At 65.6% G+C, this 22,946-nt stretch carries 22 protein-coding genes; 10 read left to right on the top strand and 12 right to left on the bottom strand.

Annotated elements, in window-relative coordinates; translation table 11 throughout:
- Window positions 1-94 precede the first annotated feature (94 nt).
- A complete protein-coding gene (locus F9K07_RS15850; RefSeq protein WP_159594351.1) occupies window positions 95-577 on the top strand; it encodes a FecR family protein in 483 nt (160 codons plus the stop codon).
- Here the strand turns inward: F9K07_RS15850 and F9K07_RS15845 are convergent, their stop codons facing one another.
- The gene (locus F9K07_RS15845) at window positions 578-2,731 is read right to left on the bottom strand and encodes a CHASE2 domain-containing protein (RefSeq protein WP_159594350.1); all 2,154 of its coding nucleotides are present in this window, start codon (window positions 2,729-2,731) and stop codon (window positions 578-580) included.
- A gap of 25 nt (window positions 2,732-2,756) precedes the next feature.
- Window positions 2,757-4,580 carry a patatin-like phospholipase family protein gene (locus F9K07_RS15840; protein WP_159594349.1) on the bottom strand — a complete coding sequence of 608 codons (1,824 nt, stop codon included), beginning with the start codon at window positions 4,578-4,580 and terminating at the stop codon, window positions 2,757-2,759.
- 19 nt (window positions 4,581-4,599) lie between these two features.
- On the opposite strand from F9K07_RS15840, the gene F9K07_RS15835 reads away from it, so the two are divergent.
- Both F9K07_RS15835 and F9K07_RS15830 read left to right on the top strand, forming a co-directional pair.
- Window positions 4,600-5,337, top strand: coding sequence for an OmpA family protein (locus F9K07_RS15835; protein WP_159594348.1), 738 nt, complete (start codon window positions 4,600-4,602; stop codon window positions 5,335-5,337).
- A gap of 52 nt (window positions 5,338-5,389) precedes the next feature.
- Complete coding sequence (locus F9K07_RS15830; RefSeq protein WP_159594347.1) at window positions 5,390-6,640, top strand: MFS transporter; 1,251 nt, start codon at window positions 5,390-5,392, stop codon at window positions 6,638-6,640.
- A gap of 7 nt (window positions 6,641-6,647) precedes the next feature.
- Here F9K07_RS15830 and F9K07_RS15825 read toward each other — a convergent pair whose 3' ends face one another.
- A complete protein-coding gene (locus F9K07_RS15825) occupies window positions 6,648-7,394 on the bottom strand; it encodes a sulfite exporter TauE/SafE family protein (RefSeq protein ID WP_159594346.1) in 747 nt (248 codons plus the stop codon).
- 96 nt (window positions 7,395-7,490) lie between these two features.
- Between F9K07_RS15825 and F9K07_RS15820 the strand changes: the two genes are divergently transcribed.
- Window positions 7,491-8,435, top strand: coding sequence for a YihY/virulence factor BrkB family protein (locus tag F9K07_RS15820; protein WP_159594345.1), 945 nt, complete (start codon window positions 7,491-7,493; stop codon window positions 8,433-8,435).
- 12 nt (window positions 8,436-8,447) lie between these two features.
- Here F9K07_RS15820 and F9K07_RS15815 read toward each other — a convergent pair whose 3' ends face one another.
- Genes F9K07_RS15815 through F9K07_RS15800 form a run of 4 tightly spaced genes read right to left on the bottom strand, consistent with a single transcriptional unit; the run spans window position 8,448 to window position 11,844 of the window.
- Window positions 8,448-9,449 carry a Bug family tripartite tricarboxylate transporter substrate binding protein gene (locus F9K07_RS15815; protein WP_159594344.1) on the bottom strand — a complete coding sequence of 334 codons (1,002 nt, stop codon included), beginning with the start codon at window positions 9,447-9,449 and terminating at the stop codon, window positions 8,448-8,450.
- A 12-nt stretch (window positions 9,450-9,461) separates the two neighbouring features.
- A complete protein-coding gene (locus F9K07_RS15810) occupies window positions 9,462-10,640 on the bottom strand; it encodes a 4-hydroxybenzoate 3-monooxygenase (RefSeq protein ID WP_159594343.1) in 1,179 nt (392 codons plus the stop codon).
- A complete protein-coding gene (locus F9K07_RS15805) occupies window positions 10,640-11,482 on the bottom strand; it encodes a class III extradiol dioxygenase family protein (RefSeq protein ID WP_159594342.1) in 843 nt (280 codons plus the stop codon). Before F9K07_RS15805 ends, F9K07_RS15810 begins: the two co-directional genes overlap by 1 nt.
- A complete protein-coding gene (locus tag F9K07_RS15800; RefSeq protein ID WP_159594341.1) occupies window positions 11,482-11,844 on the bottom strand; it encodes a protocatechuate 3,4-dioxygenase in 363 nt (120 codons plus the stop codon). The genes F9K07_RS15805 and F9K07_RS15800 overlap by 1 nt, the downstream gene beginning before the upstream one ends.
- A gap of 154 nt (window positions 11,845-11,998) precedes the next feature.
- Here F9K07_RS15800 and F9K07_RS15795 point away from each other — a divergent pair, with 154 nt between their 5' ends.
- Window positions 11,999-12,556 (top strand): MarR family winged helix-turn-helix transcriptional regulator, encoded by a 558-nt coding sequence (locus tag F9K07_RS15795; RefSeq protein WP_159594340.1) that lies wholly within the window; start codon window positions 11,999-12,001, stop codon window positions 12,554-12,556.
- A gap of 151 nt (window positions 12,557-12,707) precedes the next feature.
- Here the strand turns inward: F9K07_RS15795 and F9K07_RS15790 are convergent, their stop codons facing one another.
- From F9K07_RS15790 to F9K07_RS15775, 4 genes are all read right to left on the bottom strand, one after another.
- Window positions 12,708-13,124 (bottom strand): CBS domain-containing protein, encoded by a 417-nt coding sequence (locus F9K07_RS15790; RefSeq protein WP_159594339.1) that lies wholly within the window; start codon window positions 13,122-13,124, stop codon window positions 12,708-12,710.
- A 42-nt stretch (window positions 13,125-13,166) separates the two neighbouring features.
- Complete coding sequence (locus tag F9K07_RS15785) at window positions 13,167-13,520, bottom strand: hypothetical protein (RefSeq protein WP_236581282.1); 354 nt, start codon at window positions 13,518-13,520, stop codon at window positions 13,167-13,169.
- Window positions 13,521-13,980: 460 nt separating this feature from the next.
- Window positions 13,981-14,757 carry a hypothetical protein gene (locus F9K07_RS15780; protein WP_159594338.1) on the bottom strand — a complete coding sequence of 259 codons (777 nt, stop codon included), beginning with the start codon at window positions 14,755-14,757 and terminating at the stop codon, window positions 13,981-13,983.
- A gap of 97 nt (window positions 14,758-14,854) precedes the next feature.
- Complete coding sequence (locus F9K07_RS15775; RefSeq protein WP_159594337.1) at window positions 14,855-15,982, bottom strand: helix-turn-helix transcriptional regulator; 1,128 nt, start codon at window positions 15,980-15,982, stop codon at window positions 14,855-14,857.
- 253 nt (window positions 15,983-16,235) lie between these two features.
- Between F9K07_RS15775 and mgtA the strand changes: the two genes are divergently transcribed.
- The 4 genes from mgtA to F9K07_RS15755 all read left to right on the top strand — a co-directional run bounded on the left by mgtA (window position 16,236) and on the right by F9K07_RS15755 (window position 21,233).
- A complete protein-coding gene (gene mgtA, locus F9K07_RS15770; protein ID WP_159594336.1) occupies window positions 16,236-19,010 on the top strand; it encodes a magnesium-translocating P-type ATPase in 2,775 nt (924 codons plus the stop codon).
- Window positions 19,011-19,200: 190 nt separating this feature from the next.
- A complete protein-coding gene (locus F9K07_RS15765; RefSeq protein ID WP_159594335.1) occupies window positions 19,201-19,920 on the top strand; it encodes a Crp/Fnr family transcriptional regulator in 720 nt (239 codons plus the stop codon).
- 9 nt (window positions 19,921-19,929) lie between these two features.
- Window positions 19,930-20,928, top strand: a complete 999-nt coding sequence (locus F9K07_RS15760) for a DnaJ C-terminal domain-containing protein (RefSeq protein ID WP_159594334.1) — start codon at window positions 19,930-19,932, stop codon at window positions 20,926-20,928.
- On the top strand, window positions 20,925-21,233 hold the full coding sequence (locus F9K07_RS15755; protein WP_159594333.1) for a chaperone modulator CbpM: 309 nt from the start codon (window positions 20,925-20,927) through the stop codon (window positions 21,231-21,233). Before F9K07_RS15760 ends, F9K07_RS15755 begins: the two co-directional genes overlap by 4 nt.
- 106 nt (window positions 21,234-21,339) lie before the next feature.
- On the opposite strand, the gene F9K07_RS15750 is transcribed toward F9K07_RS15755, so the two are convergent.
- Window positions 21,340-21,714, bottom strand: a complete 375-nt coding sequence (locus F9K07_RS15750; RefSeq protein WP_159594332.1) for a hypothetical protein — start codon at window positions 21,712-21,714, stop codon at window positions 21,340-21,342.
- 423 nt (window positions 21,715-22,137) lie between these two features.
- On the opposite strand from F9K07_RS15750, the gene F9K07_RS15745 reads away from it, so the two are divergent.
- On the top strand, window positions 22,138-22,935 hold the full coding sequence (locus tag F9K07_RS15745) for a Crp/Fnr family transcriptional regulator (RefSeq protein ID WP_236581281.1): 798 nt from the start codon (window positions 22,138-22,140) through the stop codon (window positions 22,933-22,935).
- Window positions 22,936-22,946 lie beyond the last annotated feature (11 nt).

Raw genomic sequence — 22,946 nt, 5'->3', positions numbered from 1 at the left:
TTCCGCTCGTCGGTCGCATTTCGGCGTGGGGTGATCTCTGTGCTTGGAAAGTTGGGGCAATGAGGCCCTCGACCCCTTTCTCGGAGATCCTGCCATGCGCGCACCATCCACGCGACGTTCCCCTCTCATCCTTCTGGCCGCTGCGGGGTCGGTGTGGGTGAGCGCCATGGGTGCGGCCCACGCGCAGGACCCCAGTGCTGCGCCAGTGGGCTACGTGAAGAACGTCAAGGGCACGGCCACTGTCACCACCGACGGCAAGGTGGTGCAGGCCCAGCCCGGAACGCCGCTGCACCAGGGCAGCGCGCTCAAGACCGAGGCGCAGTCCAGCATGGGCGTGATGTTCAAGGACAACACCGTCATGTCTTTCGGTCCGAGCACCGAGCTCACCGTCGAGGACTACCTGTACGAGCCCGCCGAGGGCAAGCTCAAGTTGGGTGCCCGCATGGGCAAGGGCACGCTGAACTACGTCTCGGGCGTCATCGCCAAGCTGCAGCCCGAGGCGGTCAACGTCAAGACGCCCAGCGGCATGATCGGCGTGCGTGGCACGCAATTCCTGGTCAAGGTCGAGGAACCGTGATCACTTCGCGCTGAGCACGATCCGCACGCCGGGTTCGTTCTGCGCCAGCCGCGCGCCGTACAGCGCCACCAGGGGATCGCCGGGGTAGAGCGCCTGCAATTGCTCGAAGCACTCGCGCGCCCGTGCATCCCCGTCGCGCAACGCGCCGTACGCGGCCTGGTACAGCTCGATCGGGGCATAGTCTTCGGGCGGCGGGTCGGGCAGCGGCTCGTGCACCTGCAGCGCCTGGGTCTTGCCCATGAGCACGAGTTCACCCACCGGACGGGCCCGCACGCCGGTGCAGGCCGACAACGTGGTCTCGGAAGCGCAGATCAGCGTTCCCAGGTGCTTGTTCACGCTTTCCAGCCGGGCTGCGGTGTTGACCGGGTCGCCCAGCGCACGGTAGTCGAACAGGGCGCCACCGCCGAAGTTGCCGACGATGACTTCGCCCGAGTGCACGCCAAAGCGCGTGAGACCAAAGGCGATGCCCTGGCCTTGCACTTCGCGCGCGTAGGCGGTGGCGAAGGCGTGCATCTCGAGGGCGCAGTCCATGGCGCGCTGCGCGTGGTCGGGCTGCACCACCGGTGCGGAGAACATGATGGCCAGGGCGTCGCCCACGATGCGGTCCAGCGTGCCCTGGTGGCGGAACGCGATCGAGATCATCTCTTCCAGGTAGCGGTTGAGCAGGGAGACCGCCTGGGCCGGATCAATCGCCTCCATGAGGCTGGTGAAGCCGGCGAGGTCGGTGAAGATGAAACTGCAGTCCTGGCGCTTGCCCCCCAGTTCCAGCTGGCCCGGGTTCTTCATCAGGTGTTCCACCCGGTTGGGCGAGACGTAGCGCGAGAACGCTTCCTTCACCCAGCGCTGTTGCCGCTCGCTCCAGAAGTGCCGGCACAGGCTGGCCAGCACGAACGCCAGCGCCCATGTCAGTGCGGGTGTGAAGCTGTCGAGCAGCAGGCGCTGGTTCGAGAAGGCCAGCCAGCCGCCCCAGAGCGCGCCCGCCACCAGCGCCAACGCGGTGGCCGCGGCCCACAGCGAGGGCACGAAGACGCCGACCCACACCAGGGCCACGCAACCCAGCACCACCGCCAGTGCCTCGGCCGCCACCGCCCAGCTCGGCCGGTTCAGGTAGTGCTGGGTGAGCACCTGTTCCATGGCTTGTGCGTGCGCTTCCACGCCGGGCATCACGCGGCCCAAGGGGTTGAAGCGCAAGTCCAGCAGGCCCTGCGCGGAGCTGCCCACCAGCACGATGTGGCCCTCCAGCAGGGCCGGGTCGGCATTTCCTGCCAGCACTTTCCAGGCCGGCAGGTAGCGCTCGGGCCGGGCCTCGGTGTAGTGCAGCCACAGCTCGCCTTGTGCATTGGTGGGGATGCTGGCCTGGCCGATGCGCAGCTGCGCCAGGGCCGGCGCATCGCCTTCGGCACGCCGCACGACGAGGTTGTGTTCGCCCTGCGCCACGCGCAGCAGCTCGGTGCTCAGACCGGGCACCGGCGTCTGGCCCAGCGCCATCAGCAGGGGCACGCGGCGCACCACGCCGTCGGTATCGGGCACGAAGGTCAACGCGCCGCTGCCGCTGGCGGCTGCATCCAGCACGGGCAGCGCGGGCACGGCCGAGGCAAAGGTGTGCAAGGCTTGCGGGCTGGGTTCGCCCAGCCACACCGTGCGGTACCGCGCGTTGGGCAAGGCGGGCGGTGCCGTGGCCGCGCGGGTGTCGCTGCGCAGCGCGAAGCCCAGCACCACGTTGTGCTGCGCAATGGCTTTGGCGAAGGTTTCGTCGTTGTCCGGCAGTGCCGCGATCGAGCGCGCCTGCTCCGGCGACAAGGCCCAGTCCGCCGACGCGCGGCGCGGCGAGGTGCGGTCGGGTTCGGCGAACACCACGTCGAAGCCGATCGCCGCAGCCCCTTGCGCGCCGAGCTGGGTCACGAGCGTGGCGAGCTTGTCGCGCGACCAGGGCCACTGGCCCAACTTCGCAAGGCTGGCCTCGTCGATGTCGACGATGCGCACCGGCGCCGCTTCGTACGTCCGGGGTTGCCAGCGCTGGTACTGGTCGAAGCCCTGGTGGCGCAAGGCCTGCAGCGGCAGGGGATCGGCCAGCACCAGCAGCAGGCCCAGGGCGGCCGTGGCGATGCTGAGCAGGGCCGCGACCGCGCGCAGGGACAACAGGCGCAGCTTCATGTGCGAATGCCGCGGGCGGTGGCCATCAGAACTCGCGAATGCCCCACGCCTGCTTTTCGTGGGGGCTGAGCGCACCCAGCACCTCGCGCGCATGGGCATCGCCTTGCGCCACGATGGCGCCAAAGCGGGACCATTGCAGGAAGCCGAACTTGAACAGCTCGGGGTTGAAGTACAGGTCGGTCTGCTTGCGCGACTCCGCCTGCCGCGACACGCTGTAGAGCACCGAGACGTTGAGCAGGTACGCGATCAGCGAGGGCACGCGGTAGCGCCGCTTCGCGCGCGGCCTGAGCCGGTCGAACAGCACCTGCCAGGCCCCGGGCATCTCGTCGAACTCGAAACGCCGCGTGCGGCGCGCGCTGAGGTCCACGCCGATCACCTTGCCCACGCCACGCATGTTGCGCATCACATTGGCGGGGAAGTTGTTGAAGGTGCCGCCGTCGCAGAACATTTCACCGTCCATCAACACCGGCGGCAGGGCGCCGGGAATGGCGATGCTGGCGCGCAAGGCCCGGCCCAGGTCGCCTTTGTGCAAATGGGTCTCGCTGCCTTGCGAGTAGTTGCTGGCGATGCAGAAATAGCCTTTCCAGAGGTCGACGATGTCGACCGGCCCGCCCATGAGCGAGTCGATGGAGCGTTCGACGATGGTCCGCACGCGCCCGCCTTTGATGAGCGAGATCAGGGGCAGCAGGTTGTAGTCTCCGGTGGGGTTGACCTTGAAGGCCTGCTTGAGCACGTCCAGGGTCCTGGGGATGTCCCGGTCGGCGGCGATGGCCGCCGCCATCACGGCACCCATGCTGGTGCCGCCGACGCAGTCGATCTCGATGCCCTGTTCCTTGAGCGCCTTCCAGGCCCCCAGGTGCGCGAAGCCGCGCGCGCCCCCACCGGCGAGCACCAGGCCGACCGCATTGCGGCTGAGCAGGCGTGCCAGGCGCGCGATGTCGCCATCGAGTTCGGGGCGCAGGTTGACGTGGCCGGTGACGGGGCGGCGGTCGACCCAGCGGCGCATGCCCAGTGGCGACTGGGTGCTGGCCGGGTGCAGCAGCACCAGCGTTTGCGCCACCTCGCTGCGTTGCGGCGGGTCGACCATGCAGGCCTGTTCCACCGGCGCGATCGCGGCGGGCTGGTTCGCATCGGCCAGCAGCAGCACCTCGTCGCTCTGGCTGACGCACAGCTGCGTCCAGGCCGTGGGCTGCGGGTCGGCCATCATCAGCACGAAGTCGTGCCCGGCCTCCAGATCTTCCAGTGCGGCGGGCGTGGTGGAGGTCGCATGGGCCGCGTCCACCCAGCAGACACGGCCGAACGGTTCCAAGGCCTGCGCCAGACGCTGCACGAAGCCCGTGGCATCGATCTGGCCGCCGGTGATGGGCAGCAAGGTCACGGTCACGGGCGGGGGCAGGGGGCGGCGATCGTTCTGGGTTTGCAGGCGCTCGATGATCTTGCGCGTGAGCGCCATGGACACCTGCGGATGGCGTTCCACGAGCGCGGTGAACTGCGCCTTGTCCAGCCGCGCCACCACGGTGTTGCGGATCGCCACCACGGTGGCCGAACGCGGCGCGTCGTTGTACAGGCTGATTTCCCCCGTGATCTCGCCGCGCCCGAGTTCGCGGACCATGCGCGATGCGCCGTCATCGCCCTTGACGTACACGCGCAGGCGCCCGCTGATCGTGAGGTAGGCGGCATCGCCGGGCGCCCCCTGTTCCATCAACACCTCGCCGGCCCGCAAGTGAAGCCATTCGACGCGCGACTGAACCTCTTGCAGTGTCTGTGCATCCACGTCGGGGAAATTGCCGACGAGAAATGCCGCCAATGCGTCGCGCCGCTGCTCGCACTCGATGTCTTCTTGTTGCATGTGGCCAGCCCGAGGGGAAATGAATGAGTGTACTGAATACCTCAGGGCGGTATTCAAGATTTGCAAAGATGGCATCATCGAACGCCGATCACGGATCGCAATTGGCCGAATCGTGGGCACCCAACGAGGCGAAATCGAAATGCAAAAATTTTCATCCCGATTGCGAATGGTGGTTTGTGCCGGCATGCTGTTGCTGTTGACCGCCTGCGCTTCCAAAATGCCAGCATCGTACGTCGTGCTGGTGCCGGATCCAGACGGGGCGGTGGGGCAGGTAATGGTGACGGGCGCACAAGGTCAGCAGGTATTGACGCGCGCCGGCCAAGTGGCGGGCATTGATGGCCGCGAGGTGAAAACCGAGCTCCAGCCGGCGCAATTCAATGCCGACTTTTCCGATGCGAAGGCGGCACAACCGGCACCCCCCGAACATTTCATGCTGTATTTCTTCACCGGGGGTGCGCGATTGACCGCGGAATCGGAACGCCAATTCGCCGAGATCTTGAATCGGGTCCGAGCGCGGGGAGCTGATGCGGTGGTGGAGCTGGTGGTGATCGGCCACACCGACACCGTGGGCAGCGCCGACGACAACCTCGTGCTGTCCGCGCAGCGGGCGCAGGCCGTGGCAGATCGACTGCGCGCTTCGGGCTTGAAGTATTCGGCACTGACGCTGGAGTCGCATGGCAAGACGAACCCGCTCGTGCCCACCCGGGACGGCGTGGCGGAACCCCGCAACCGCCGGGTCCAAGTGACCATCCGCTGAACGCAAGTCCTTCGGGTGCACAAGGTTTGCTGCATCGCAGCAAAATCGCCGCATGCCTGCCTATGCTGTTCCCGAGACCGCCGACGCGGTCACCACTGTCTCAACCTCCACCTCCACCACCGATCCTGCTTTCCGCCGCACCGTCTGGGCCCTCGGGCTCAGCGGGTTCGCCATTGGCACGGGTGAGTTCGTCATCATGGGCCTGCTGCCCGAGGTGGCCAACAGCCTGTCGATCAGCATCCCCCAGGCCGGCCATGTGATCAGCGCCTACGCGCTGGGCGTCGTGGTGGGTGCGCCGCTGTTGGCGGTGCTCACCGCCCATTGGCCTCGGCGGCTGTTGCTTGTGGTGCTGATGCTGTTGTTCGGACTGGGCAACTTGGCCAGCGCTGCAGCGCCGGGCTACCCGAGCCTGAATCTGCTGCGCTTCGTCGCCGGCATGCCGCACGGCACCTACTTCGGCGTGGCGTCTCTCGTGGCGGCTTCGCTGGTGCCGCCGGGGCGGCGCGCGCAGGCCGTGGGCCTGATGATGCTGGGCCTCACCGGTGCCACGCTGGTGGGCGTGCCCATGGCGGCGTGGCTGGGGCAGCACTGGGGCTGGCGCAGCGCCTTCGTGCTGGTGGGCGGGGTCGCCCTGGTGGCCAGTGTGTTGATCCACCGCGCGCTGCCGCATCTGCCGGCACCCGAAGGCGCGAGTCCCTTGCGCGAATTGGGTGCGCTGAAGAACCCGCAGGTCTGGCTCACGCTGGGCACGGGCGCCATCGGCTTCGGTGGCATGTTCGCGGTGTTCAGCTACATCAAGCCGACCTTGATCGAAGTCACCGGCCTTTCCCTGGGCGCCGTGCCGCTGGTGCTGGCACTGTTCGGCGTCGGCATGATCGCGGGCAACCTGGTGGGCGCGCGCCTGGCCGACAAGGCTTTGTTGCCCACCATCGGCGGCACGCTGGTGTGGTCGGCCCTGGTCTTGTTGCTGATGCTGGTGACCGCCCCCTACGCGGCCGCGGTGTCGTTCAACGTCTTGCTGGTCGGCACCGTCGTCGCGCTGGCGCCGGCGCTGCAGATCCGCTTGATGGACGTGGCCGGCGAGGCGCAGGCCCTGGCCGCCGCGCTGAACCACTCGGCCTTCAACCTGGCCAATGCCTTGGGCGCCTGGCTGGGCGGCTTGGCGATTGCCGCGGGCATGGGCTGGACGTCAACCGGTTGGGTCGGCGCGCTGCTCGCGGCCGCGGGCCTGGTGGTGTTCGCCGGCTCGCTGTGGCAGCAGCGGCGGCGGCAAAGCGTGCTGGCGGCGGCCACACCGTGCTGATGCGCCGTCATCCACCCCAGATGGCGTCGTAGAGCACCTTGGCCGACACCGAAAACAGGCTCACCTGCACGAGCTTGAAGAACCAGGCATCCGCGATGCGCCGGGTGAGGTAGGCGCCCAGCACCGTGCCGATGAGTGCCGCCGGCACGAGCGCCGCCGCGCTCCAGAGCGATTCCAGCGAGTAGGGCTGCAGGTTCTGGTAGGGCGGAATCTTGGCGGCATTGATCACCGCAAAGAAGATGGTGGCCGTGCCCGCGAACACCGCCTTGGGCAGCCGCTGGGGCAGCAGGTAGATCTGGAACGGCGGCGCGCCCGCGTGCGAGATGAAACTGGTGAAGCCCGAGAGCGTTCCCCAGAACCATCCCTTGGGGCCGCTGGGCGCAAGCGGCGGCGACACCGATCCCTTGCGCAGCCACACGTTCAGGCAGAAGCCGATGCCCACCGCGCCCAGCAGGAAAGCCAGCGCCCGGTCCGGCACGTGCGAGGCGGTGAGCCAGCCCACCACGACGCCAGCGATGCCCGCGGGTATCAGGATCTTCAGGTTCTCCAGGCTGTAGCTGTGGCGGTACAGCCAGACGCCGACGATGTCCGAGACCACGAAGATCGGCAGCAGCAGCACGGCGGCCTTCATGGGCGATGTGACCAGCGTGAGCAGGGGCACGGCGATCATGCCGATGGCGGGAATGCCGCCTTTGGAGAGGCCGACCAGCAAGGCGGCCAGCAGGCTCAGGCCTTCAACGAGAGAGAGTGTCATGGGTCCGTTCGGTGGAATTTCTTCGGGATGGTACGGGCAAGGAGGAGGGCCTGTCGTCCTACACCCTATTGCGCGCAGCTTTGATCCAATGCTCCCATGAACGTGAAGCGCGCCTTCTCACTCATCCAGAAAACCATCGTGGCCTGGCTCGACGACTTCGCACCCAGCATGGGTGCCGCCATTGCCTACTACACGGTGTTTTCGCTGGCGCCGCTGCTGGTCATCGTCATCGCCGTGGCGGGCGCCATCTTCGGCCACGAAGCGGTCACCGGGCAGATCACCGGACAGTTGAGCGGTCTCCTCGGCGTTGAGGGTGCCCGCCTCGTGCAAGGCCTCGTGGCCGCCGCCAGCGACACCGAACGCGGCATGGTCGCCGGGTCCATCAGCATCGCGGTGCTGCTGGTGGGCGCCACCACTGTGTTCGCAGAACTTCAAAGCGCGCTGGACCGCATCTGGCATGTGCCCGAGCGCGAAAAGCCTCAGGGCGTGTGGGCCGTGCTGCGGGCGCGCTTGCTCTCCTTCGGGCTCATCCTGGGCCTGGCTTTCATGCTCATGGTGTCGCTGGTGGCGGGCGCGGTGACGGCAGCGATGGCCAACTGGCTGGGCACCTTGATGCCCGGGTCGGCCGCGGTGCTGTACGCGATCAACCTGCTGGTGTCGCTGGCCTTCACCACCGTGATCTTCGCGATGATCTTCAAGTTCATGCCGAGCACGCCGGTGCGCTGGCACGAGGTGTGGATCGGGGCGGTGGTGACGGCGCTGCTGTTCGAGGTGGGCAAGTTCCTCATCGGGCTCTACATCAGCAAGAGCGGCATCACCGAGTCTTTCCAGGCCGCCGGTTCGCTGGTGGTGCTGCTGGCCTGGGTGTACTACGCGGCGCAGATCTTCCTGCTGGGCGCCGAGTTCACCAAGGTGTATGCGAACGAATGCGGTTCGCCCTTCGCGGCCAGGGCGACGGCAGCCACGCAGGCCACCGCGCAGGCGGGGGTGCCGCAGGAGGGAAGCGTTCAGGTCCGTGCTGGTGGCAGCTCCACAATTTGAAGTGCGCTGCGTTCAGTCCGCCTTGATGTTGCGTTCCTTGATGATCGCCCCGTAGCGTTTGCTGTCGTCGGCCATCACGGTGGTGAACTGTTGCACCGACAGCGGTGTGGCCTCGGCGCCGATCGTCTCGATCTGCGTCTTCACCGCCGGCATCGCCAGGATAAGGTTGATCTCGCGGTTGAGCCGCTCCACCACCGGCGCGGGCGTGCCAGCCGGGGCGTAGAAGCCGTGCGTCTGGCCGGCGTCAAAGCCCTTGAGGCCGACTTCGTCCAGGGTCGGCACCTCGGGAAATGCCGCCGACCGGCTCATGCCGGCCACCGCCAGCAGGCGCAGCTTGCCGGCCCGCACATGGGTCAGGCCAATGCCCGGATCGAAGAAGAAGTCCACCTGGCCCGCCAGCAGGTCTTGCAACGCAGGGGCCGATCCCCGGTAGGGCACGTGCAGCGCATACACACCGGCCTGGCTCTTGAGCATTTCGCCCGCCAGGTGCAGGCCGGTCGCGTTGCCGGCCGAGGCGTAGCTCAGCTTGCCCGGATGGGCCTTGAGATAGGCGAGGAACTCTTTCGCATCCTTCACCGGCAGGCTGGCTTTCGCTTCCAGGAACAGCACGATGCGCGCCACGGCGGCCACGGGCGTGAGGTCCTTCTCGGTGTCGTAAGGAATCGAGGCGTAGATGAACGGGTTGGTGGTGATGGCGCTGCCTGCGGTCATCAGCAGCGTGTGCCCATCAGCCACGGACTTCGCCACGGCTTCTGCGCCGATCATGCCGCTGGCACCCGCGCGGTTCTCAATGATGACCGGCTGGCCCAGGGCCTGCTGCAGCGGCTGTGAGACCGCGCGTGCGAGCACGTCGGGCGAGCTGCCGGGTGGAAAGTTCACCACGATGCGGACCGGCTTGGACGGCCAGGCCTGGGCCAGTGCGGCGAGGGGCGTCGCCCCCAGCAGCAGCGCAGCGCTGATGCCGCCCAGCAAGGCACGGCGCACCGAAGAAGAAATGGCAGTCGGGGGTGTCATGGGAAAGCTCCTTCAGGCATCGATGGGAAGACCGGTGAAATTCTCGGAAAACTGCAGACGGCCGGCGGTGGTGCCGGTCATGTAGTCGAGGTCGGCGCGTTGGAGGCGCCGCACGAACGAGCTGTCGCCCGCGAAGCTGTGCACCATCGTGCAAAGCCCGGCGGAGAAGCGCTGCACCAGCCACATGCGCTTGAGGCAGGTCTTCGAATAGCGGGCCAGCAGGTCTTGCGAACCGCGCTGGTAGTGCTGCTCCAGCGCGCGCGCCAGCACCTTCACGTCGGCCATGGCCGAGTTCAAGCCTTTCGCGCCTGTGGGCGGCACGATGTGGGCCGCGTCACCCGCCAGGAACAGGCGGCCGTGCTGCATGGGTTCGAACAGGAAACTGCGCATCGCCGTCACGCCTTTTTGCGTGATGCGGCCTTCGTTGATCGGCGGCAGACCGGGCACGTCGAGCCGTTTGTGCAATGCCGACCAGATGCGGTCGTCGGACCAGTGGTCGGGGTTCTCGTCGGGTTCGCACTGCAGGTACAGGCGCGTGACCGAGGGCGTGCGGATGCTCATCATCGCGAAGCCGTCTTCGTGGCAACCCCAGGTGACTTCGTTCGTGGCGGGCGGTGCTTCGGCCAGGATGCCGAGCCAGCCGAAGGGGTAGATGCGGTCGTGCACCTGGCCTTCCCGCGCGGGAATGGCCCGGCGGCTGATGCCGCGAAAGCCGTCGCAGCCGACCACGAAGTCGCAGTGCAGTTCGCCGGCCACGCCGTCTTTTTCGAAACGCACCACCGGGCGGGTGCCGTCGATGCCCTCGATCGCGGTCACCGGGGTTTCGAACAGCATCTGCGCACCGGCGGCGGTGCGCGCGGCCATCAGATCCTTCACCACCTCGTGCTGCGGGTACACCCAGGCGCTGCGCCCGCCCGTGGCCTCGTGGAAGTCGATCGGGTGCGACTCGCCACCGAAGCGGAAATCGATGCGGTGTTGTTCCAGGCCCAGCTGGCCGATGCGCTCGCCCAGGCCGAGCTCGCGCATCATCTCCACCGTTCCCTGTTCCAGCACGCCCGCGCGCAGGCGGTTCTGCACGTGCTCTCTCTTGGAACGTTCGATGATCACGGACTCGATGCCTTCGAGGTGCAGCATGTGCGCGAGCATCAGCCCCGCCGGTCCTGCGCCAATGATGCCGACTTGGGTGCGCATCAGACCTTCTCCTCGAGCGTGATCAAGCCCATGCCGGTGGTCATGGGCGCGTAGTAGTGGCGGTGCACGCGCTGCACGTCGTTGGAGAGCGCGCCGCGCATCACCAGCCACATGATCAGTTCGATGCCTTCCACGCCGAACTTCTCCATCAGGGTCTGGTGCGTGAGCCCGGCCAGGCTCTCGGGGTCGTGCTCGATGCGCTCCAGAAAGTGCAGGTCGTTGTCGCGCTGCATGTCACCGAAGTGTTTGCCGGTGAGCTGGTGCGACATGCCGCCCGTGCCGATGATGGCCACGCGCAGATCGCGCTCATAACTTTCCACGGCACGGCGGATCGATTGACCCAGCCGGAAGCAGCGGCGCGCGGTGGGCAGTGGGTGCTGCAGCACGTTGACCGCGATCGGCACCGAGGCCACGGGCCAGGTTTCGTCGTGGTCGAAGCACAGGTGCATGGGCACCAGGAAGCCGTGTTCCACAGCCATCTTCTGGCACACCGTGATGTCGAACTCGTCGTACACCAGCGAGCGGCACAGGTGCTGCGAAAACGCCAGATCGCCCGGAATGGCCGGCAGCGGTCGCGTGCCGAAACCTTCGTCGGCAATGGCGTACTGGTCGGCGCAGCCGACCGCGAAAGTGGGGTACTTGTCGAAGAAGAAGTCGGCGCCGTGGTCGTTGTAGACCATGATGGCCACGTCGGGCCGGATCTCTCGGAGCCATTCGCGCACCGGCACGTAGGCATCGAACAAGGGCTTCCAGGCGGGGGTCTGGGTGCGGCCGCGGTCGTAGGCGCCGCCGATGGAGGGCACGTGGGAAGTGCCGATGCCGGCGATGATCTTGCCGCCCATCACACCGCTCCCGCGTCGTTGCGGGTGGCCAGAAATTGCTCGTGCGTTTCCCCACGCATCGAGGCGCCCATCCGGTACAGGCCGTTGCCGGTGACCACGCCCAGCTTGAGCAGGAAGTAGATGTTGCCGCCGGCAGCGAGCAGGCCGCTGAAGTCGCGCGCGCGCACCAGTCTCTTCTCATCCTCGGTCAGGCCGAAGCGCGCCATGAAGGCTTCTTCGTCGGCTTTGCAGGCCTCGCGGTTGGTGGGGTCGCAGAGCGCGTTGCACATCGTGTTGATGCGCAGGCCGCGCCAGGACATGTTGAGGTCGAACACATCCGAGTCGGAGATTTTCAAGCCCTGTGGGGGCAGTTGCGGCGTCATTCAAAGGCTCCAGAGTGGGTGGGTGAAAACCAGTCTAGGAGCGAAGGAGGTAGTTCTTCTATACAACTACCTGGCCGCTGGTATCGCACTGGCTTGCCAATGCCGCAGGGCACGTTCACACTTCGCAAGCTTCTTTTTTGGCTTGATTCGCACCATGTCCTTCGCCCAACCCGCCACCGTCGACGACTTGCTGAACTACCGGCTCAACTGCCTGCTGGCCAGCAGCGGCGCGCTCGTGACGCGCATTTGCGAAGGGCGCTACGGCATCACCCGGCGCGAATGGCGCCTGATCTGCATCCTGGCGGACCACGGCGCGATGTCGCCTTCCCAGTTGGCAGAACGTTCGCACCTCGAGCGCCCACGGGTTTCGCGCCACATATCCGACCTGGTGACCAAGAAGCTCTTCGCACGCATCGCCGACCCCGACGATCGCCGCCGCGCCCGGGTCGACATCACCGCGCGCGGCCTCGCCTTGCATGCGGAGTTCTTTCCCCAATCGGTACAACTCAACAACCTCGTGTTGGCCACCCTGAGCCCGTCGGAACTGGCGGCGTTCGACATCGCTTTGACGAAACTGACCAGCGCCGCGGAGGAGCTGGTGAACTCCCGGCCGCTGCAGGAGAAGGCGGACCGCCGTCAAGGCGGACGCCGAAGAGGCTCCGTGGGCAAGTTCGAAGGACTGCCGCGTTTGGACGCGGGCCTGGCACGTTGAGCGTGCTTACGCGGGAGCAAAAACGATAACGGGGCGCGAGGCCCCGTGTGTTCCATGTGCCTGGGGATGTTCGGCGTGCAGCTGTTCGCACACGCCGGTCCGCGCACATGCTTAGCCGTACCCCTTCTCATCGGTCCTTGATGGGGGCCGATCAGGAGCGGGAGATGTCGACCAACGCATCGGCCGCAGGCTCAATGTCGTCGGCCTCGACAGCAAAGTCACCTAGCGAGACGATGCCAACCAGTCTCTTGTCTCGATCCACTACAGGAAGACGCCGGATCTGTTTCTCACTCATGATGCCTGCGCCCCGGGCCACCGTATCGTTTTCATACGCCCAGGTGATCCCTTCGGACATGACATCGCGAACTTTGGTGTCGCAATCCTTTCCTTCGGACACGGCGCGAATGACGATGTCGCGATCCGAGATCGCGCCAATCATGCGGTCGTTCTCGCCCACCGGCATCATTCCGAAACCTTCATCGTGCATCAGCTTGGCGGCTTCCCTGATTGTCATATCCGGGCTGATGACTTTGACATCGCGACTCATCACTTCTTTCAATAGTTGCATACGGATCTCCTGGATGGTGGTTAAGATCTTTGCGTGCTTCGCTCAAGCGCGGTCGCGCAACTCCTTGACTCCGAAGTGTTCGGCGCAATGGTTGCAGCAGAACATCTGTCCGTCTTTCTCCAGTCCATGGCCGACGATGCGCACGCCGCAGTGCGTACAAGCTGGCGCCAGCGCGAAGATCGCACATTCGAAACTGTCGAAGGTGTGGGTTCTTCCCTCCACAACAACCTCGAACGACTTGTCGTAGTCGTTGCCGCATGCTTCGCATTTCGCCATGGTGAACTCCGGATAGTGAAGAGAGACCGATTCATCGTCCTCTCCTGCACAGGTCCGGTCTGTTCGCTCGGGCACACAGCGCGTATTGAGCCGCCTCCGAGCGCCGTGGATGTGTTTCAAGCGTTGGAGGGCGAGCGGACGTAAAAAAGCCCACCGGAGGGTGGGCCGGAGCTCGCGCAGTACGGCTTACTGGCTGCCAGGTGTTGCGCTGTACCGTCGCTCGATCCAATGGGAGTCGGATCCGTAGACCTCGTTGCCAGCGTTCACCAGCACCCTGAGGGTTTCAAGAACGGCAATATCTGCAGGCTGCCATTGGCTTGTGGTGGAGGCCTCGCGCTTGGTGTTTCTGGCTGCTGGGGTGCAGCAGATCCGTGCATAGTGGTAAGAGGTCCACGCGCTGCGTCTGCTCCCTGGTGTCTCTGCATTCATCACCATCTCCTGACGTGGTGGAGTCAAGACGCTCCACCACCCAATACGGTGCGCTCTATCCAGTGTCGTGTCTATCGGTAGGGCACATATCGAGTAAGCACATGTTGCAGGACTTGTGGGCGTGACCACAGGCGAAGGGTAAGGCAAGCTCTTAAAGCTTGGGCGTTGTGCCAGCGCCCACACGGGCCTTCTTCGCCTGCGCTTCCAAGCCCGATACCCAGGCGCGGGTGGCTTGCAGCGTGTCCAGCCACGGGCCCGTGTCGGTCATCTCCATGGTGAAGTTCCGTACCGGGTCGGAGGCGGTGACGAACTGGGCGATTGCGCCGCATTGCGACAGGTCTGCCGGTGCGAATCCCATTTTCTGGCGCTGAGCGAATTGCTGGAGAACGTCGAGCACGGGCGATGCGGCGGTGAACACCGCCACCTGCTTGGCACTGCTGCGCCAGCACTGGGGCTTGCCAGGTTCGATCCAGATCAACCGCGTCTCAGGCTTGAGCCGCTCACGAGGTCGGTTCACGGCGGGTGGGCCGTACTTCTGCAACGTGGCCTGCACCATCTGTTCGTGCGTGGGTGGGTTGGGCAACGAGGCAACACGGCGCACGCCCACCAGGCGCGCCGGTTTGGGCGGCTGGGAGAACAGCAGGGTGATGTTCTCTGTTCCATTCATGGCCACCGCCACGATTTCGGCCAATGCGGGTGCGGTCTGGTGCTGCTTCGTTCCATCGGAATAGGTGTAGCTCACGGTCTTGCTGTTGAGCTGCAGTTGCGGGTTGTGCGCGTTGAGGGTGCTGCGAACCTGTTGCTCGGTCATGCCGAGACGCAAGCCAACGATGTCGAAGTGGTCGGGCGCGGCAAGCGCCGGGACGAGTACGGTCCCGAGCAGCAAAGCCAGCAGGGTGGTACGGCTTGGAGCGGATTGCCTGCGCATGACGAGATTCCTTTCAGTGGCTTGGGGCGCAGGATAGCCACCGCACGGGTAGCGCGCCTCTGCCAAATGGAAGAGGCGCAGATCCGAAAGGGAGCGCTCAGCCGCGCAGCGAGTGGGTCGTCTCGCCCAACATGGCCACGCTGCGCGTGATCAATGCAGCCAACCCGTTCTGGCGGTGGGTGCCTGTTTTGCTCAGTACCTGGCGCAGGTGCGAGCGCACGGTGCCCACGCCAATGCCCAGCCTCTGCGCGATCTGCTCGGGCGCAAGGCCTTCGGCAATCGCTGCCGCCACCCTGGCTTCTGTCGGCGTGAGGCCGAACAGCTGACCCAGCACATCGGGCGAGGCGACTTGCTGTTCGGGGTCGCGCAACAACACCAGCACCGCAGCGTTGTTCTGAGATGCAACCCGCAGCGGCGCGAAGAGTGCGGTGACGGGGGCACGGCCCGCGCGTGCGAGCAGCAGCGATCCACCCTCGGTCAGCGCGGCTTGTTGCACGAGCATGCGCCACCGAAACCTCGAATTCGGATTCACCGCGATCACGCGGTCCGCGCTCAGGCTCAAGCTCGAACCCTCGCGCAGCAAGCCTTCGCCCTGAGCATTGGCATGCAGAAGCCGCCCGTCCGCATCGAGAACCAGGGCGGGTGTGTGCAGGCGGTCAAACGCAGCCGCCTGCGCGTCTGCAGCCAGCCGGGAAGGCGCCAGATGGCTGCGAATGCGCATGGCGCGTTGCAGGTGGGGCAACAGGCGGGCCATGCGCCGCCGGTCCGCCGCACCGAATGCGGCACTGCTTCGGGGGCGGTGGATGCCCACCACGCCACTGAGGCCGGATGCCATTGGGAACACCGAGCCGATCATGTGGTACACGCCGAGATGTCGATTCCAGTCCTGGTAGTAGCCGCTTCGCTCGAACTCGCTGTCGGGAAGCAACTGCTGGCTGGTGACGATGCCCGATGTCTTCAGAGCTTGCGTGCGTTCCACCCATAGGTCGTTGTGGTGCCAGTGATCGGCCCAAGTCTTGTCTGCGGGGGCTGTGTGGAGGTTGTCGGTCCGTTCCAGGAGATGCACGCCGGTGCTGCCATGGAGCTTGAAGATGGCGCTGTCGGCGCCGAACGTGGTCGCCAGCGCGGGCGCCATGCCGTCCCAGGCCCGCGCGTCTACCGCTGCGTCGTACAGGGACTCGATCAGGACATTGAGCGATGGGGGCGAACGGGATGCGCGGACCATGGCCGTTTTATACATCGCGGCGTGTCTTGGGTATCGGTTTTCATGGTCGTTGACCTGCTTGGTGGCGGATCTTCAAGAGTGTGCCGTTGCGACGACGACGTCCGTACGGCAGCGGACGCCCATGTGCATGCGCGGTGTTCCTGGTGTTCGGTACCGGACGGCGCGTGGATGAATTTCTGCATAGGCTGAGGTTTTTGCGCCGACGTCTGCGCACGAACGGCGTCGTCAATAGGCGTCCCAACCCCACAGCACCATGCACACCGCCCTCACCGAAGGCTTCAGCACGTTTCTGCGTCGCCGGCGCGCGAAGAAGCACTTCGAGCGCCGGCCCTTGCTGGAAGCCCTGGTGGCGCAACCCTGGCACAAGGCGCAAGCCGGTGCACCGATGGCAACCGTCGGCGCACAGCTCCTGTTCGTGGCCCGGGAATCCCCCTCGCTGGCCCTGATGCGCCTGCGGTCTCAAGCCGACGGGCTCGAGCCAGCCGAGGCGGCCACGCGCCTGGCCCATGACGGACCCAATGAGGTCCAGCACGAGCCGCCGTTGCCTGGCTGGCTGCGCTTGTGGCGCTGCTACCTCAACCCATTCAACCTGTTGCTGAGCGCACTGGCCTCACTGTCCTTCTTGAGTGCGGATGCCAAGGCCACCGTGGTGATTGACGCGATGGTGGCCCTGAGTACGGGCATCCGCTTTGTGCAGGAAGGCCGCTCCCACCGCGCGGCGGAAGGTTTGCGCGCAATGGTCAGCAACACTGTGACCGTGCTGCGCCACGGGGCAGGGCAGCACGACATTCCCTTGCGCGAACTCGTGGCTGGCGACGTGGTGGCACTGTCGGCCGGGGACATGGTGCCGGCAGATTGCCGCGTGCTTGGCGCGCGCGACTTGTTCGTGGCACAGGCAGCGATGACCGGCGAATCGCTGCCGGTGGAGAAGTTCGTGGAGGGCCTTTCCCCTGGTTCCCAGGCGCCCCTCAGCACCGCCGCGCTGGACCAGCGCAATCTGGTGTTCATGGGCACCAATGTGGTTTCGGGCTCGGCCACGGCACTTGTGGTCGCGACCGGTGGCCGCAGTTATTTCGGCACGCTGGCCACGCATGCCGCAGCCACCGAGACAACGCCCAACGCATTCCAGGCCGGCGTCAACAGCGTGAGCTGGTTGCTGATCCGCTTCGCGGCGGTGATGGTGCCCATTGTCTTTCTCGTCAACGGCTTTACCAAGGGAGACTGGCTGCAGGCCTTCCTGTTTTCGCTGTCGGTAGCGGTGGGCCTGACGCCCGAGATGCTGCCCATGATCGTGACCAGCACATTGGCCAAGGGTGCGGTGCTGTTGTCGCGAAAGAAGGTGGTCGTCAAGCGGCTCGACGCGATCCAGAACCTGGGCGCGATGGACATCCTGTGCACCGACAAGACCGGCACGCTGACGCAGGACAAGATCGCGCTGGCACACCATGTCGACGTGGAGGGCCACGACACCGACGAGGTGCTCAACTTCGCTTTCCTGAACAGCTACTACCAGACCGGCCTGAAGAACCTGCTCGATCACGCGGTGCTCGAGAACGTCGAACGGGTGGCGGGATTGAAGCTCGAGCACGTGTACCGCAAGGTCGACGAGATCCCCTTCGACTTCGAACGCCGGCGCATGTCGGTGGTGGTGGCGGCCATGTCTGAGGGGCGAGAGCAGCACCACGAACTCATCTGCAAGGGTGCCGTCGAAGAGGTGCTCGCCGTGTGCACGCGAGCCCATATGCCCGAGGACGTGGATGCCAGCCTCGATGGCGAGCGCGAGATGCCCACGGTACCGCTGGACCAGGCCTTGCGGGAGCGCACGCAGGCCGTGGTGGATGGCCTCAACGCCGAAGGCCTGCGCGTGGTCGCCGTGGCGGTGCGCACGCTGCCGCCAGGACAGACCACCTACACGAAAGCGGACGAGGCGGGCCTCACGCTCGTTGGCTACATCGCGTTTCTCGACCCACCCAAGGAATCGGCTGCGCCGGCCCTGAAGAAGCTGGCCGTGCACGGCATCGGCGTGAAGGTGCTCACCGGCGACAACGAAGTCGTGACCCGGCATGTGTGCCAACAGGTCGGCCTGCAGAGCGATCGCGTGCTGCTGGGCTCGGACGTGGACGCGCTGAGCGACGAGGGGCTTGAGGCCGCGGTCGAAACACACAGCGTTTTTGCCAAACTCACCCCGTTGCAAAAAGAGCGCATCGTGCGTGCTCTGCGGGCCCACGGGCACGTGGTGGGCTTCGTGGGCGACGGCATCAACGATGCCGCTGCGCTGCGCGCCGCCGATGTCGGCATCTCGGTCGACAGCGCGGTGGACATTGCCAAGGAGGCGGCCGACATCATCCTGCTGGAGAAGAGCCTGCTCGTGCTGGTCGATGGTGTGGTCGAAGGCCGCACCACCTTTTGCAACATGCTCAAGTACATCCGCATGACGGCCAGCTCCAACTTTGGCAACGTGCTGAGCGTGCTGGTCGCCAGCGCCTTCCTGCCGTTTCTGCCGATGCTGCCGCTGCAATTGCTGGTGCAGAACCTGTTGTACGACATCGGGCAAACCGGCATTCCGTTCGACAACGTCGACGCCGAGCTGGTGGCCCTGCCGCTGATGTGGAACCCGTCCGACATCGGCCGCTTCATGCTGTTCTTCGGCCCCATCAGCTCGCTGTTCGACATCCTCACCTTTGGCGTGATGTGGTGGGTGTTCCAGGCCAACAGCCTGGGCCAGCAGGGCTTGTTCCAGTCGGGTTGGTTCGTGGTCGGCCTGCTCACGCAGACGCTGGTGGTTCACCTGTTGCGCACGCCGAAACTGCCTTTCGTGCAGAGCCGTGCCGCGTGGCCACTCATGGCCATGACGCCGGCTCTCATGGGTATTGGACTCTGGCTGCCGGTGGGGCCTCTCGCCGGGTATTTCCAGTTGCAGGCCTTGCCCCCCGCCTACTACGGCTGGCTGGTGGCGATCCTGCTGGCTTACGCGACGCTCACCACGCTGATGAAGCGCGTGTACATCCGCCGGTATGGCTGGCAATGAGCGTGGATCGATGGTCACCGATGCCTGTCATCGGGTTCAAGAAAGCCAATGACCACCTTGCGCAGAGGTTGACGCAGATCAACGGGGCGGGGGGCCGGGAGCGGCAAGCTGGCGCCATGTCGGGCACGGCGCAAAGAGCTCTTCACTCAAGGGTGCCAACGACGCGCGACGCCGCTTCAGGAGGTGACCCATGGGTTTTGAATGCAACGCGACCGACAACCATTTGGTGGCCGCTCTGCCCGATGCCGACCTGCATCGGTGGCTGGGATATATCGAGCCCGTGGAACTGCCGCTGGGAAGGGTGTTGTGCGAGTCAGGTCGAATACCCGCCCACGTCTACTTCCCCACCACCGCCATTGTGTCCTTGCTCTACCTGCTGCACGACGGCGGCTCGGCGGAGGTGGCCATGGTCGGGTGCGAAGGCGTGGTGGGCGTTGCGGCCTTCATGGGCGGCGAAAGTACCCCCAGCCAGGCCGTGGTGCGCAGCGCGGGTCTGGGTTTTCGGCTCAAGGCGGCCGTTGTCCGGGACGAGTTCGAATTCCAGACGCCGGTGAAGCACCTGATGCTGCGCTACACGCAGGCCCTCATGGTCCAGATGTCCCAGACAGCGGTCTGCAACCGCCATCACACCGTCGACCAACAGCTTTGCCGGTGCCTGTTGCACTGCCAGGACCGGTTGTCGAGCAACGAGCTGTTGATGACGCACGAACTCATCGCCAACATGCTCGGCGTGCGGCGCGGTGGCGTGACCGAGGCCGCGCTGAAACTGCAGGCCGCCGGCTTGATCCGCTACCACCCGGGCCACATCACGGTGCTGGATCGAAGAGGCCTGGAGCGCCGCAGTTGCGAGTGCCACGCCGTCGTCAAACGCGAATACGATCGGCTTCTGCCCATTCTGGTGGCGGCATAGAGGTATCTGATGGAGTTCAAGGACTACTACAAGGTGCTGGGCTCGGCCCACGATGCGAGCGCCGAGGACATCAAGAAGGCCTACCGCAAGCTCGCGCGCAAGTACCATCCCGACGTGAGCAAGGTGCCCGACGCGGCCGAGCGCATGAGCGAACTCAACGAGGCCTATGCGGTGCTCTCTGATATCGAAAAACGCGCCGCTTACGATGCTATTGGCCAGGGCCGGCAGGCGGGCGAGAGCTTCACCCCGCCACCGGGATGGGATGAGGGGTTCGAGTTCAGCGGCAGCGGGTCGACCATGGGCAGCGGCGACCGCAGCGCGTTTTTCGAGGAGCTGTTTGGGCGGATGGGCCGACAGGCCCGGCAGCCGCCGCGCGGCGAGCAAGGGGCGGACCACTTCCGAGCACGGGGCGAAGACCACCATGCCTCTATCCTGCTCGACATCGAAGAGGCCTGGCAGGGTGTGCGCCGCGTGATCTCGCTCAGGTCACCGACCATCGACGCCGAAGGGCACCTGCGACTGGTTGAAAGAACCCTCGAGGTGACAATTCCTCCCGGGGTGAAGGCAGGGCAGCTGATTCGCCTCGCGGGCCAGGGCTCCGCGGGGTTCGGTGGCGGCGCGCCAGGTGATTTGCTGTTGGAAGTGCGCTTGCGCCCGCATGCCCGGTTCCAGGTGGATGGCGCCGATTTGATCGTGGCGCTGCCGCTTGCGCCGTGGGAAGCCGCCCTGGGCGCGGTGGTGCCCGTGAGCTTGCCCGATGGTCGTGTCCTCAAGGTACGCGTGCCGGCGGGGACGAAGAATGGCCAGGTGATCACGGTGCGCGGTCGCGGCTTGCCGGCCAAACAACCCGGTGATCTGGATTTGCACGTGGGGGTGATCTTGCCCAGTGCCCACGACCCCAGGGTACGGGAGCTCTACGAACAGATGGCCAACGCGCTGCCAGATTTCGACGCGCGCAAACAGCATGTCGCCGAGCAGGCGCCCGTGGCCAAAGGAGGTGCGCGATGAAAGACCCCGTTTACCAGGTGCAAGTGGTGCTGGACGATGTCTGGCTCGACCTCGCGCAACTGAGCCGCCTGGCCGGTGTGACCGAGGCCTGGGTGCAGCAGCGGCTCGAGGAGGGATTGCTCAATCCGCAAGCCGTGCCGGCGTTTGAGGTGTTGCGCTTCGACGCCAACGACCTGCACCGGGCGGTGCGCATGGCCCATCTCGAGCGGGATTTTGATGCCGTGCCGGAACTGGCCTCACTCGTGGTCGACCTGGAGCAAGAGCTCGCGCACCTGCGAGCGAAGCTGCTGCGCCTGGGCGGATGAGCCGGCAGACCGCCATGGTGGTTCGAGCACCTCGGGCTCAAGCCTGAGCAAATCATGCGCGTGCTCTTTGTGGCCATCGCCCGCATCATGGCTGTTCCCGGCAAGCTCAGGACCGGGTGAGCAGACCGTTGGCGGCCTGGTGTTGCCGATGGCGCGCCCGTGCCACCAACTGCGCTGCAGTGGGATGGTCCACGGTTTCCCAGCCGCTGATCTTTGGTGCGAGGCTCGGCCGGTGTTTTTCGATGTAGTGGCGAAAGTCCGCCTGCACCTTGTGCGCGCCGGTCACCAGAATGGATGCCATGTCGGCCACGGCATCGCAAACCTGGGCGAAGAATTCATGTTCGCTTCGCACCTCGCTTCGATGCTGGCGGGTGTTGTGGCCATGGGCTTGAAGATGGTGCTCTTGGGTGTGTTCGGGGTCGAACTCGATGACATGGGCGTGGTGGTGATCCAGCCAGATCACGGCGTGAATGAATGCCATGGGATTTCTCCGGTAGCGGCCCGTATGCGCCGCTGGGGTTGGTCGGGGTAGTGGTGCACCTTAAGACACGAGCCCCCTGCGCGGATTGACGCAGCGCAAGCCATCGAGATGATGTTGGCCCTGGACAGGGAAGGCCTGGACAAGGCCCATGCCACCTTCACCAAGGCCAGTGCGGGGTCTTCACGCCTGCAGTGGGCCAAAACCCTGGCAGAAGGAGCGTGGGACTTCTTGCCCAAGACCTCGTACGCGGATCTGCTCGTCCTGGGCCAGCGCGACCAATACGGAGGAGGGGGGGACTTGTGTGTCACACGCCGGACACATTCGGTTTACCAAGCGTTGCGCGCCGATTCCGTTCGTTGTCCGGGCGTTTTCAGGCGGAACCTAGCATCGATGTGTCCCCCCGGAAACCGCACAGGAGCACACATGCACACGACCGCGCGACCCTTTCCCAAAGCCAGCCTCGCCATGTCCGATCCGGTGGCCGATGGCAGCGGCACTGCGGCGCACATACCCGCGCAGGACCCTGTCGCCGCGAGCCGGCAGATATCGGCCACGCTCGGCTTGCTGCGCGAACAGATCGAACCCAAGCGCCGGGTCGTTCACGCGGGCGATGTCATCTACCGGTCGGGCGAGCGTTTTTTCAATCTGTACATCCTGAATTCGGGCCTGTGCAAGTTCGTGAACCTGGCGGCCGATGGGCGTGAGCAATTGGTCAGCCTGAGCTTTCGCGGTGATTGGCTGGGTTTCGATGGTCTTGCCCACGGGCACTACAGCGCTGATGCGATTGCCATGGACACAGGCGAGATCTGGGTGGTGTCTTACGAGGTCCTCATGGAGGCCAGCAAGAATTGCCCGGCCATCCTGCACGCGCTGCACGCGGCCATGAGCCAGGCCATTGCCCGCGATCGTGGCGCGCTGATGTCCGTCTGCACGTTGCCGGCAATTGCGCGCGTGGCCGACTTCCTGCTCAACTGGGCCGACTCGCTGGCCGAGCGGGGCATGCGGACGGATGAGATCACCCTTCGCATGACACGTGCTGAGATCGGCAACCATCTGGGCATGACGTTGGAGTCCGTCAGCCGCGCGCTGTCGCGTTTGGCGCGAGTCCACATCATCGGTTTTGCCACGCAAGGCCGCCGGGACGTTCAGATTCCGGACCTCGGCGCTTTATCTGCCTTCGTGCAAGGCCACCTGTCTCCCGCACCCGCGGTGCTGCAGTGAGCCGGCAGTCG

The organism is Hydrogenophaga sp. BPS33, assembly GCF_009859475.1.
In the GTDB taxonomy this organism is placed as follows: domain Bacteria; phylum Pseudomonadota; class Gammaproteobacteria; order Burkholderiales; family Burkholderiaceae_C; genus Hydrogenophaga.
This window is presented reverse-complemented; position numbering and strand designations above follow the sequence as displayed.